Genomic DNA, 12,680 nt, shown 5'->3' with positions numbered 1-12,680 from the left:
ACATTTATTAGGAAACAAAAGACAATGGATAGATGAACATACCAAAGTCATGTTTTTATTCATGCATATTTTCTTAGAAGGATTGAACCTTCAAAACTGAACAAAACAGAAGACGTCTGAACCACGTAAGTGGTTTTCCATATTCCTTAGAAAGGAGGTGATCCAGCCGCACCTTCCGATACGGCTACCTTGTTACGACTTCACCCCAATCATCTGTCCCACCTTCGGCGGCTGGCTCCAAAAGGTTACCTCACCGACTTCGGGTGTTACAAACTCTCGTGGTGTGACGGGCGGTGTGTACAAGGCCCGGGAACGTATTCACCGCGGCATGCTGATCCGCGATTACTAGCGATTCCGGCTTCATGTAGGCGAGTTGCAGCCTACAATCCGAACTGAGAATGGTTTTATGGGATTGGCTAAACCTCGCGGTCTTGCAGCCCTTTGTACCATCCATTGTAGCACGTGTGTAGCCCAGGTCATAAGGGGCATGATGATTTGACGTCATCCCCACCTTCCTCCGGTTTGTCACCGGCAGTCACCTTAGAGTGCCCAACTAAATGCTGGCAACTAAGGTCAAGGGTTGCGCTCGTTGCGGGACTTAACCCAACATCTCACGACACGAGCTGACGACAACCATGCACCACCTGTCACTCCTGTCCCCGAAGGGAAATCCCTATCTCTAGGGAGGTCAAGAGGATGTCAAGACCTGGTAAGGTTCTTCGCGTTGCTTCGAATTAAACCACATGCTCCACCGCTTGTGCGGGCCCCCGTCAATTCCTTTGAGTTTCAGCCTTGCGGCCGTACTCCCCAGGCGGAGTGCTTAATGCGTTAGCTGCAGCACTAAAGGGCGGAAACCCTCTAACACTTAGCACTCATCGTTTACGGCGTGGACTACCAGGGTATCTAATCCTGTTCGCTCCCCACGCTTTCGCGCCTCAGCGTCAGTTACAGACCAGAGAGTCGCCTTCGCCACTGGTGTTCCTCCACATCTCTACGCATTTCACCGCTACACGTGGAATTCCACTCTCCTCTTCTGCACTCAAGTCTCCCAGTTTCCAATGGCCGCTTGCGGTTGAGCCGCAAGATTTCACATCAGACTTAAGAAACCGCCTGCGCGCGCTTTACGCCCAATAATTCCGGACAACGCTTGCCACCTACGTATTACCGCGGCTGCTGGCACGTAGTTAGCCGTGGCTTTCTGGTTAGGTACCGTCAAGGTACCGCCCTATTCGAACGATACTTGTTCTTCCCTAACAACAGAGTTTTACGATCCGAAAACCTTCATCACTCACGCGGCGTTGCTCCGTCAGACTTTCGTCCATTGCGGAAGATTCCCTACTGCTGCCTCCCGTAGGAGTCTGGGCCGTGTCTCAGTCCCAGTGTGGCCGATCACCCTCTCAAGTCGGCTACGCATCGTCGCCTTGGTGAGCCGTTACCTCACCAACTAGCTAATGCGCCGCGGGTCCATCTGTAAGTGATAGCCGGAGCCATCTTTCAATTCTCCTTCATGCGAAGGAAAAAGTTATCCGGTATTAGCCCCGGTTTCCCGGAGTTATCCCAGTCTTACAGGCAGGTTACCCACGTGTTACTCACCCGTCCGCCGCTAATCATCAGGGAGCAAGCTCCCATCAGATTCGCTCGACTTGCATGTATTAGGCACGCCGCCAGCGTTCGTCCTGAGCCAGGATCAAACTCTCCAAAAAGATGTTTGATATAGCTCTTTATAAATAAAAGTAATTCATTGACGTTTCGTTTTGTTCAGTTTTCAAAGATCAATCACCTTTAAGCGACTTTTACATATTATCATATTCAATAATATGTGTCAATTATTTTTTTGAAATAATTATTTTCGCTTGTTTTAACGACAAGAAATATAATATCATCAAACGATATTAAAAGTCAACCCTATATCAAAATATTTTTTTATATAGGTTCCTTTCTCAAACTTTGTTGCTACGTAGGTAAAGCTTTAACTACTATATATTTATATTGAAGACTATCAACCCTCTTCATTTTGAAACATTGCAGCTACAACCTTAATTAGATGTAAAACAAATGTTAGGTTTGTTACAAAAGCAATCAACTATACGAAAACTACCTTGATAAAACTAACATTTAAATAAGGATTGTCTAAAAAAGGGGACAGACCCCTTAATTGACAACCCCACTAAGCTAATATCCATGTTTGAATAACTGTAAGTCCGATTACACCCGGAATACCTAACAAACCAGAAACAGCTGTTGTTATAAAATTGATAGGTACATGAATACCGAACTGTCCACCAAATTGATTTAAAAAAAATAAAAATAACGCACCTATCGCAATTTTTACAGCGATTTGTCCAATGAAGCGAAATGGCTTTCCTGGTGAACCTGATAGCAATAAAAGAAGAATCAGTCCAGAAATAACAGCAATCACAATGATTGGATCCAAGATTATCACTCCTTATTCTCACATTGTATTATCAGTTTATGAATGGTTTGTCCAAAAAGAACTCTACAATGCAAAAATAAGATGTCCTATCTTTTAATTCTAATATTCCTCGCCTTTGCTTCACGAAATAAGAAGAAATACTTCATTTCAGCAACTTTTTTTTGAAACATAAGCTCTTCATTATATTCAAAACTTAAATCGACCAAGGACTTTTGTTGAATCCAATTTTCCCTTGTTTTTGTCATCAAATCAATCAGCTTTTGGTCATATTCATTACGTAGTTTCAATTTTTTATTGAACATGTGAATACACCTCTTTTTTTAAACTTCTCTTCTTCCTTCTAACGCTTTTGATAAGGTGACCTCATCCGCATACTCTAAATCTCCGCCTACTGGTAGACCATGAGCAATTCGAGTGACTTTAATACCTGATGGCTTTAGAAGCCTTGATATATACATCGCTGTTGCTTCCCCTTCAATATTAGGGTTTGTTGCTAGTATAACCTCTTGTATCGTTTCATCCTGTAATCTTTTTAGCAAATCTGGAATATTAATATCTTCCGGTCCAATCCCATCCATTGGTGAGATTGCCCCATGTAGTACATGATACAGACCATTAAATTCCTTCATTTTTTCCATAGCGATCACATCTTTTGGATCTTGAACTACACAAACGATACTACGATCTCGTCTTGTATCTTCACAAATATAACAAGGATCTTGATCAGTAATATGTCCGCATACCGAACAATAACTTAAGTTTCTTTTTGCATTTACAAGGGCTTTCGCAAAGTCTAGGACAGTATCTTCTTTCATACTCAACACAAAAAATGCCAGTCGAGCCGCAGTTTTCGGCCCTATTCCTGGCAATTTCATAAAGCTATCCATAAGTTTGGTTATTGGTTCAGGATAATGCATCATCTATTCCCCTTAAAAACCTGGAATGTTTAACCCTTTTGTAAACTGTCCCATTGTTTGATTTGTTAACTCTTCTGCTTTCTTTAATGCATCATTTGTAGCAGCTAAAACTAAATCTTGAAGCATTTCAATATCCTCTGGATCTACTACTTCTTCTTTAATATTTACTTCTACAATTTCTTTATGTCCTGATACAACTACAGTGACCATACCTCCACCAGCCGTACCTTCAATTCGCTTTTCACCTAACTCCTCTTGTGCTTCAGCCATCTTCTTTTGCATTTTTTGCATTTGTTTCATCATATTTTGCATATTTCCCATTCCACGCATCATTTATATTTCCCTCCAATAAATTCATTCTTTTATACGTTTTTCATTTAGCTTAAGTTAATGCCAAATAGATTTCACTCTTTCCCTCATCTTACACTTAAATAGGACAAAAAAGAAACCGAAAAATCATAAAAGTGGTTTTATAGGGCCATTAATCTTTTATTTCAATCAAATCCGCGCCTACTAATTTTTTTGCCTCTGCAATTAGAGGGTCTTCTGTTTGTTCCTCTTCATCCTTTGAGCCATCTTTTTGATTATGAATATAACTTTCCCTTATGCTATTCCACTGATTTTCAGGAACCCCGATCAATTGATAGGAGACACCTGTTAACTCAGATAAAATAGACGAAACTGCTTGTAAAAATTTTTGATTTTCCATCGCCATTTGGCAGTGAATTTCATATTTAAATTTCAAAACAAAGGAGTGATTTGAAGCAGCAACAGGCTCGGCTTCATTTAAAAGAGCGGACTGTGAGCGCATTTGTCTGTCATTTAATAGACTAAGCATATCACCCCATCTGCTTTTAATTAAATTCAAATCCTGTTTTGTGGCTTCTTTCAATACATCATTAATTCTACCAACCTGAGCCTTAAATCCTTTGCCTGTACGTGGTGCCTTTTTAACTGGTTGTTGATTCACAGTTTGTGTTTCCTGAACACCGTTAACTTTTAATTCTTGTATTTCCTTTTGGAGATTTCTTATTTGATCCAATAATTGCTGTGTATCTATATCCATATCAGAACTATTAATTACTTGTTTCTGAACTCGGACTTCGCATAACTTAATGAGTGAAACCTCTAAATATATACGAGCCAAATTAGAGAATTTCATCTCTTGTTGAGTTTTATTTAGTATATCAATGTATTCATAAATTTGTTCAGAGGCTATTGTATCAGTAAGCTGTCGAAAATCCTCATCGACCATTACTCGTTCAATCGCTTCTTCTAAATTGGGAGCAGTCTTATAAAGGAGCATATCGCGAAAATAAAAAATTAAATCCTCAACAAAACGAGTTGGATCTTTTCCCTGTTGTAAAAGCTCTTCAAATACTTGAAGTGCACTGGCGATATCCTTCTTCTGTATCGACTCTACCAGTTTATTCAAATATGATTGAGATATGGAACCTGTAACGGTTAATGCGTCTTCTATTGTCACTCGCTCTTCTCCAAAAGAAACAGCTTGATCCATCAAACTTAACGCATCCCGCATTCCACCTTCTGCAGCACGAGCAATAATGTTTAGGGCGGACTCATCAAATTCAATACCTGATTCTCGAGCAATGTGACCCATTCTCCCAGTAATATCTTTCGCTGTGATCCTTTTGAAATCAAAACGTTGACAGCGTGATATTATGGTTAAGGGAATTTTATGGGGTTCAGTCGTAGCCAAAATAAAAATTACATGTTTTGGAGGCTCTTCTAATGTTTTTAACAAAGCATTAAATGCACCAATAGACAGCATATGCACTTCATCAATAATATAGACTTTATATGGAACGACATTTGGCGCAAATTTCACTTTATCCCGAATATCACGAATCTCCTCAACGCCATTATTTGAAGCAGCATCAATTTCTATGACATCAGGTATACTCCCATCAGTTATACCTTTGCAAGCATCACACTCATTACATGGCTCAGTAACTGGGGACCTTTCACAGTTTACCGCTTTTGCTAAAATCTTGGCAGCACTTGTTTTTCCTGTTCCTCTTGGTCCTGAGAAAAGATATGCATGAGAAATTTTTTGTTGTAGGAGGGCATTTTGCAGTGTCTTTGTCACATGTTGTTGTCCCACAACGTCCTCGAAGACCTGCGGACGCCAAACTCGATATAATGCTTGATAACTCAAATGCACACCCCTCCTTTAAAGACATTATGAAACGATTTCTTTCTTCATTATAAGCGAATTTCGTACTGTATAATCGAAACATTACTTTTCTCATATTATACCTTATTTAATAATAATTTTACATGATGAACAATTATTAGAGAATTATTTTATCTGTCTTTCTCTAACAGCTTTATGAAACAATAAAAATTGGTTCTCTTATATATCCCCCCAGCTAAGAAACACTAATGAGCTGAACCAAATGCAAAAAACTCACCCCGAAGGATGAGTTGACTATTTATGTAAATTAACTGCCGTGCACCTTCCCTCGACTAGCTCCCATAAGCGTTACTTAAGCAGTTAGCTCGGCTCAGGCTGCCCTGCGGCACATGGAAGAGTCCACTTAATGCTGCTTCCTTCCGGATCTGACATGGTTCATGGATTTCCATTGCGCAGGACCCAAGCGTCAACACCACTTACTTAAGGCAGGCCCTACAGGATACTAGCCTCAAGAAGGGATTCAGTCTTGCTAGAGCGGATTGCAAGTACAGGGCACCGCTACCTCCCCACCTAGCACGGCAAAATTGATACCATATATTATGCGTTTATCAACGCAAAATAAAGTATACTAGTTTTTTGCAAAAAATGCAATGGATATCAAATGTTAATTATTGGATTCAGTAGTTTTGCGCTTTTCTTTTTCTGCTTTATTCCTTTTTCGGATATTTCTAAAAAAGTCACTCAAAAGCACACTACATTCATTTTCCAAAACTCCACTAACAACTTCACATTGGTGATTGAAGCGTTGATCATCCAACAAATTCATTAATGTCCCTGCACAACCAGCCTTTGGATCATGGGCACCAAATATCACTTTCTTAATTCGTGAGAGGATTATAGCTCCACTACACATCGGGCATGGCTCCAAAGTTATATACAGTTCAGCATCTTCCAAACGCCATGATCCAATTTTTTTACATGCCTTTTGAATCGCTAATATTTCTGCGTGGGTAATGGCATTTTGAGTGGACTCCCTTAAATTATGCGCAGTTGCTATAACTTCACCATTTAAAACGACAACCGCACCAATAGGTACCTCACATTTCTCTTCAGCCTTTTTTGCTTCACTTATGGCTAGCTTCATAAAGTACTCATCAGCATTTTTCACAATATAAACCTCTATTTAATAGTTTTAGAATAAATTTTATTATATCTTAATCTGATCGAAATGAGAAAAAATCCAGATATTCAACATTTCTTATCATATTAAATCATAAGATGAAAACAGATACTAAGTAAAAGGAGGGATAGTGTGCAAATTCATGTAGTACAACCAAATGACTCTTTGGCTAGTATAGCAAGTACTTATCGAGTACCAGTAGTAGAACTAGTTACGGCTAATGAAATTCCAAATCCTGATCATTTAGTCGTTGGTCAAACGATTGTTATACCAATTATAGGTAGCTTTTATTGGGTCCAACCGGGGGATAGTTTTTGGGAGATTGCAAGGAAGTTCAATCTATCATTACCTGAACTCGCTAGAATTAATGGAATGTCGGTAAACCAACCATTACAAATCGGAATGAGATTATATATTCCTCCTCAGCGTAAAGAAGATGCTGAATTTAATGCTTATGTAGAACCCTTCGGAACAACTGTTTCACAATCTTTAGAGAATAGTGCTCGTAAGGCTGCTCCATACTTAACTTATCTATCTCCTTTTGCGTTTCAAGTGAATCGTGATGGATCTTTAATTGCTCCTCCACTTGGAAATTTACCGATTATTGCAAGAGCCAATCAAAATATCCTTGTAATGGCTATTAATAACCAGGAAAATGGCCAATTTAGTGATGAACTAGGCAGAATATTATTAAATGATATGGATGTGCAGGATCAGTTTTTAAATAATATCGTGAATACAGCGAAACAATATGGCTTTCGCGATATTCATATTGATTTTGAATTTCTAAGACCTGAAGATAAAGAAGCATATAATCGATTCCTTAGAAAAGCAAAAGCACGCTTTAATCAAGAAGGCTGGTTGCTCTCAACCGCCCTAGCTCCTAAGACGAGTGCAACCCAAGAAGGGCTTTGGTATGAAGCTCATGATTATAAAGCCCATGGTGAAATCGTTGACTTTGTTGTAATTATGACCTATGAATGGGGATATAGTGGTGGGCCCCCTATGGCCGTCTCACCTATTAACTCAGTTCGTGATGTTTTAGAATATGCCGTAACAGAAATTCCTCCACAAAAAATTCTAATGGGGCAGAATCTATATGGTTATGATTGGACACTTCCCTTTACCCCGGGCCAGGATACCGCAAAAGCAGTCAGTCCACAACAGGCAATACAATTAGCAGCAAAATATAATGTACCTATTAACTATGACCTAGAAGCACAAGCCCCAACATTTGAATATACTGACGAAGAAAATAAAAAACATAAAGTATGGTTTGAAGACGCCCGCTCCATACAGGCCAAATTTGACCTGATTAAGGAATTAAATCTACGTGGTATGAGCTATTGGAAATTAGGTCTTTCCTTCCCACAAAACTGGTTACTGATTGTAGAAAACTTTAATGTAACTAAAAAGTAAAGAAACCCATATAGTTGGCATCTCTTAGATGCCAACTTTTTATTTCCATATTATATTACCTATAGGAATCCAATTTATTCCCTGTCACACCGAACAATACATATGCTAAAATAGCAATTAGCGTGTTTTTACATTGGACTATATTATTCTTATATATATATTTGTATAGTTAATTGGTGAGGAGGAAAATAGATGGTAAATGTACCGTTTATTACGGTTGAGGGTCCAATAGGTATAGGGAAAACCTCACTCGCAAAAGCAATTTCAGAACATTTCAACTACAATCTATTAAAGGAAATTGTTGATGAGAACCCATTTCTAGAGAAATTCTATCAAGATATTGAAGAGTGGAGTTTTCAGTTGGAAATGTTTTTTCTTTGTAACCGATATAAGCAGCTTGAGGATGTGAATAGTAAATTTTTATCATTCGATAAACCAGTTGTAGCTGATTATCATATTTTCAAAAACTTAATTTTTGCGAAAAGGACACTGAAAGATGAGCAATATATTAAGTATCTAAAAATATTTGATATTTTAACAGAGGGAATGCCACAACCGAATTTAGTGATTTACATTAATGCAAGCTTAGAGACGGTCATGAAGAGAATAAAGCTGCGTGGGAGAGATTTTGAAAAAAATATTAGTCCAGATTATATTAAACAGCTTTCCTCTGATTACGAGACTTTTATGCAAAACTTTACATTAACCCACCCTAATATTCCTGTTTTACAATTCAATGGAGATGAATTGGATTTTGTTAAAAACCCGGATGATTTAACATTAATTTTAGAGAAAATAACAACAACATTAAAAGAAGGTGTAAAGATTCATGGAACTTCGAAATAAATATCAAATCCCTAACAACGCTATCATAACCATTGCTGGAACAGTTGGAGTGGGAAAGTCTACAATGACTAGCTCATTAGCTAATGCACTAGGATTTCGCACCTCATTTGAAAAGGTCGATACTAACCCTTATTTAGATAAATTTTATGATGATTTTAAACGTTGGAGCTTTCATTTGCAAATCTATTTCTTAGCTGAACGCTTTAAAGAGCAAAAGAGAATTTTTGAATATGGTGGAGGATTCATTCAGGATCGTTCAATTTATGAAGATACAGGTATATTTGCCAAGATGCATTACGAAAAGGGAAACATGTCCAAGGTAGATTATGAAACATATAAAAATCTTTTTGATGCCATGATCATGACTCCGTATTTTCCACACCCTGATTTACTTATTTATCTAGAAGGGTCCATTGAGGATATTTTAGAGAGAATTCAAAAACGTGGTAGACCTATGGAACAAAGCACACCTGTAGAATATTGGATAGAAATGCATAAACGCTATGAAAGCTGGATTAATTCTTTTAATGCATGCCCAGTTTTACGAATTAACATTAGAGATTATGACTTAATGAAAGAGGAAACAAGCATCGAACCGATTATTGAACGAATTGGATATTTCCTCAAACAAACTCAATTATTGAAAAAGTAGACAGAAAAATACAAGCCCCCATTCATCGGTGTACCAACTGTGAAATTTAATATGGTAATTTTACCTTCATCAAAATTAGATAAAGGGACAGGCTGCTATCAGTTTGTCGTAGGGGGCAGACGAGAAAAACAGATGGATAATTCAATATTGACTTTATATTTCTTTTCCTAAAAAAATCGCCATGCAACTAAATGCATGGCGTAATTTTTACACTCCGAAAAATATTAACAAAAAATTCGTTACAAAGTAACGAATTTTAATCTCCAATAATTTATGCGCGTTGTGTTTATCAATGGCGGAGGAAGAGGGATTCGAACCCCCGCGCGGTGTAACCCGCCTGTCGGTTTTCAAGACCGATCCCTTCAGCCAGACTTGGGTATTCCTCCATATCGACAAGAAATAATATATCATATTTAATCGTTAGCGTCAATATGATTTTAAATATTTTTAGAGGGGATTACTCCCCTCCTATTAATTATTTTACACTAATTCGATCGACATTACGCATATATGGTCGTAATACTTCCGGTATAATTACACTACCATCTGGTTGTTGGTAGTTTTCTAAGATAGCAGCTACTGTACGTCCTATAGCAAGACCTGAACCATTTAAGGTATGCACATGTTCAGGTTTTCCGTTCAATTCCCTACGGAAGCGAATATTTGCACGTCGAGCTTGGAATGCTTCAAAATTACTACAAGAAGAGATTTCACGATACGTATTATAACTTGGAATCCAAACTTCGATATCATATTTCTTCGCTGCAGTAAATCCAAGGTCAGCTGTACACATACTCATAACACGATAAGGGAGTCCTAATAACTGTAGAACTTTTTCTGCATGTCCAGTCAGCTTCTCTAATTCATTATATGAATCCTCTGGCTTAACAAACTTTACAAGCTCCACTTTATTAAATTGGTGCTGACGGATAAGTCCTCGTGTATCACGACCTGCAGATCCAGCTTCTGAACGGAAACAAGCACTAAAAGCAGCATAATTAATAGGTAGCTGATCTACATTTAATATTTCATCACGGTGTAAATTTGTTACAGGTACCTCTGCTGTCGGAATTAAGAAATAGTCTTCACTTTCAATTAAGAATGCATCCTCCTCAAATTTAGGAAGTTGACCTGTACCTGTCATGCTCGTACGATTTACCATATAAGGCGGTAAAATTTCTTCATACCCATGGTCTTCTACATGGAGATCAAGCATAAAATTAAAGAGTGCTCTTTCTAAACGTGCACCTAAACCTTTATAGAATACGAATCGACTTCCTGTTACTTTGGCCGCACGTTCAAAATCTAAAATATTTAAATCAGTCGCTACATCCCAATGAGGCTTTGGTTCAAAATCAAACTCTCTTACTTCCCCCCATTTACGTACTTCGACATTGTCATCTTCAGTTTCTCCAATTGGTGTACTTTCGTGAGGAATATTCGGGATAGATAACAATAAATGATCTAGGTTTTCTTCGACATCACGTAATTCATCATCATATTGTTTGATTTGATCCCCAACCACACGCATTTCTTTAATATATTCATCTGCGTCCTGTTTCTCTCTCTTGAGCTGTGCTATTTTTTGAGTCACTTCATTTCGTTTACTCTTTAATTCTTCTGTAGCGACAATAAGTTCTCTTCTCTTTTTATCTAATTCTTCAAATTTCCCAAAATCAGCAAGGTCTTCCCCACGGTGCTGCATTTTTTCCTTTACTTCTTTTAAGTTAGTACGTAAAAACTTAATATCAAGCATAGATAATTCCTCCTTTAAATAGTAAGCTATTTTTTACTAATCGTGGCATGTGAATCAAAAACAAATAAAAAACTCCCGTCCCTAAAAAAGGGACGAGAGATACCCGCGTTGCCACCCAGCTTGAAAGTATAGATTCATACCTTCCACTTAATCGATAACGGTTTTACCCGAAAGTACTTACTAATAAGATAAATGCAAACGCTAAGTCTAAGAAAATTAGCCACAATTCTTATTCCATTCGGTACTTTGCTCAAGGATGGATTCACAAGTCGCCTTCATCGATTTGCACCAGCCATCGACTCTCTTTAGAAGGATCATTCTTGTTACTATTTCCTCTCATTGCTTTACATAGATTTTAACAATTAATTTACTATAAGTATTGCCTCTTTGCAACTATTTATTTAAAACTTTTTGTTTTTTTACGATGTCAATAAAATATTGTGTCAATCCACTATCCTTTGTTAACTCTGGATGGAAGGAACATCCTAGATAATGTCGATCTCGTGCAGCCACTATTTTCCCTTCATGCTTGGCTAAGACCTCAACATCCTCACCAACATTAACAATATGAGGAGCACGGATAAAAACAGCATTAAAATGATCCGACACACCAGCTATAGCTAGATCAGCTTCAAAACTATCCTTTTGCCTACCAAAAGAATTTCGTTCAACCATTACATCCATTAAACCAATATGCGGTTCATCATAACCTTGAATTTTTTTAGCTAATAAAATTAAACCTGCACATGTACCAAACATTGGTTTTCCCTGTTCTCCAAACTGTCGAAGCTTATCCATAAAATCATATCGATCAAGCAGGCGTCGCATAGTAGTACTTTCTCCACCAGGAAGGATGATACCATCTATTTCATCTAATTGATCCTTTGTTTTTATGATTATAGCTTCTTCACCACATGCTTCAATAGCCTGTACATGTTCTCTAACAGCACCTTGTAAACCTAGTACCCCAATTTTGACCATTCCATATACTCCTTACCAGCCAAATCCTGCAATTCTATATATACCCTAAAGCAGGATAAGGCATTTGAAAAGTTTTTCCACTCTTTTTAATTGCTAAAAGCTGTTTTCGTATAGTTTTGTTGCTTATGTAAAAGTCCAACTGAAGGCTTTTACACCCAATAAAGGATTCAGCGATTCTTATGGAGTTTGCAGCACTTTTTTCAGTGAAATGAAGGATATAATGAACTTCATCCGATAGTCATGCGTTAAAGCTTTACTTAGATACAAAAATGTTTGCGAAAAGAGCCTTCCTAAATTAAATAAACTAGAAAAAGGACACCATGTCAAGATAGGTATC

11 protein-coding genes, 1 tRNA gene, 1 rRNA gene, 1 other RNA gene and 1 other annotated feature are annotated in these 12,680 nt (G+C 37.8%); of the genes, 3 read left to right on the top strand and 11 right to left on the bottom strand.

What is annotated here, in order from left to right:
- Nucleotides 1-150 precede the first annotated feature (150 nt).
- The 8 genes from NST63_RS00150 to tadA form a co-directional block, all read right to left on the bottom strand.
- A 16S ribosomal RNA gene (locus NST63_RS00150) occupies nucleotides 151-1,703 on the bottom strand.
- 464 nt (nucleotides 1,704-2,167) lie between these two features.
- Nucleotides 2,168-2,434, bottom strand: a complete 267-nt coding sequence (locus tag NST63_RS00145) for a pro-sigmaK processing inhibitor BofA family protein (protein ID WP_212946655.1) — start codon at nucleotides 2,432-2,434, stop codon at nucleotides 2,168-2,170.
- 86 nt (nucleotides 2,435-2,520) lie between these two features.
- Nucleotides 2,521-2,736, bottom strand: coding sequence for a YaaL family protein (locus NST63_RS00140; RefSeq protein ID WP_058006782.1), 216 nt, complete (start codon nucleotides 2,734-2,736; stop codon nucleotides 2,521-2,523).
- 18 nt (nucleotides 2,737-2,754) lie between these two features.
- The gene (gene recR, locus NST63_RS00135; protein ID WP_058006781.1) at nucleotides 2,755-3,351 is read right to left on the bottom strand and encodes a recombination mediator RecR; all 597 of its coding nucleotides are present in this window, start codon (nucleotides 3,349-3,351) and stop codon (nucleotides 2,755-2,757) included.
- Nucleotides 3,352-3,363: 12 nt separating this feature from the next.
- Nucleotides 3,364-3,681, bottom strand: coding sequence for a YbaB/EbfC family nucleoid-associated protein (locus NST63_RS00130; protein WP_058006784.1), 318 nt, complete (start codon nucleotides 3,679-3,681; stop codon nucleotides 3,364-3,366).
- A 151-nt stretch (nucleotides 3,682-3,832) separates the two neighbouring features.
- On the bottom strand, nucleotides 3,833-5,530 hold the full coding sequence (dnaX, locus tag NST63_RS00125; RefSeq protein ID WP_212946656.1) for a DNA polymerase III subunit gamma/tau: 1,698 nt from the start codon (nucleotides 5,528-5,530) through the stop codon (nucleotides 3,833-3,835).
- A gap of 293 nt (nucleotides 5,531-5,823) precedes the next feature.
- Nucleotides 5,824-6,088: signal recognition particle sRNA large type (ffs, locus tag NST63_RS00120), an RNA gene on the bottom strand.
- Nucleotides 6,089-6,173: 85 nt separating this feature from the next.
- Nucleotides 6,174-6,680 carry a tRNA adenosine(34) deaminase TadA gene (gene tadA / locus NST63_RS00115; RefSeq protein ID WP_212946662.1) on the bottom strand — a complete coding sequence of 169 codons (507 nt, stop codon included), beginning with the start codon at nucleotides 6,678-6,680 and terminating at the stop codon, nucleotides 6,174-6,176.
- A 141-nt stretch (nucleotides 6,681-6,821) separates the two neighbouring features.
- Here tadA and NST63_RS00110 point away from each other — a divergent pair, with 141 nt between their 5' ends.
- The 3 genes from NST63_RS00110 (at nucleotide 6,822) to NST63_RS00100 (ending at nucleotide 9,606) form a co-directional block, all read left to right on the top strand.
- Complete coding sequence (locus NST63_RS00110; protein ID WP_212946657.1) at nucleotides 6,822-8,108, top strand: glycoside hydrolase family 18 protein; 1,287 nt, start codon at nucleotides 6,822-6,824, stop codon at nucleotides 8,106-8,108.
- Between the two features lie 192 nt (nucleotides 8,109-8,300).
- Nucleotides 8,301-8,954 carry a deoxynucleoside kinase gene (locus tag NST63_RS00105; protein ID WP_058006777.1) on the top strand — a complete coding sequence of 218 codons (654 nt, stop codon included), beginning with the start codon at nucleotides 8,301-8,303 and terminating at the stop codon, nucleotides 8,952-8,954.
- Nucleotides 8,938-9,606, top strand: coding sequence for a deoxynucleoside kinase (locus NST63_RS00100; RefSeq protein WP_058006776.1), 669 nt, complete (start codon nucleotides 8,938-8,940; stop codon nucleotides 9,604-9,606). The genes NST63_RS00105 and NST63_RS00100 overlap by 17 nt, the downstream gene beginning before the upstream one ends.
- 293 nt (nucleotides 9,607-9,899) lie before the next feature.
- Here the strand turns inward: NST63_RS00100 and NST63_RS00095 are convergent.
- From NST63_RS00095 to pdxT, 3 genes are all read right to left on the bottom strand, one after another.
- Nucleotides 9,900-9,992 (bottom strand) — tRNA-Ser (locus NST63_RS00095).
- An 89-nt stretch (nucleotides 9,993-10,081) separates the two neighbouring features.
- Entirely contained in the window at nucleotides 10,082-11,362 is a 1,281-nt protein-coding gene (gene serS / locus NST63_RS00090; RefSeq protein WP_058006775.1) for a serine--tRNA ligase, read from the bottom strand.
- Nucleotides 11,363-11,447: 85 nt separating this feature from the next.
- Nucleotides 11,448-11,711 (bottom strand) — a binding site (T-box leader).
- 44 nt (nucleotides 11,712-11,755) lie between these two features.
- Nucleotides 11,756-12,343, bottom strand: a complete 588-nt coding sequence (gene pdxT, locus NST63_RS00085; RefSeq protein WP_078110306.1) for a pyridoxal 5'-phosphate synthase glutaminase subunit PdxT — start codon at nucleotides 12,341-12,343, stop codon at nucleotides 11,756-11,758.
- Nucleotides 12,344-12,680: the final 337 nt, after the last annotated feature.

It is taken from the genome of Heyndrickxia sp. FSL W8-0496 (genome assembly GCF_038007825.1).
GTDB classification, from domain to species: Bacteria; Bacillota; Bacilli; order Bacillales; family Bacillaceae_C; genus Heyndrickxia; species Heyndrickxia oleronia.
The sequence above is the reverse complement of the archived record's forward strand: the minus strand, read 5'-3'. Positions and strand labels throughout refer to the sequence as shown.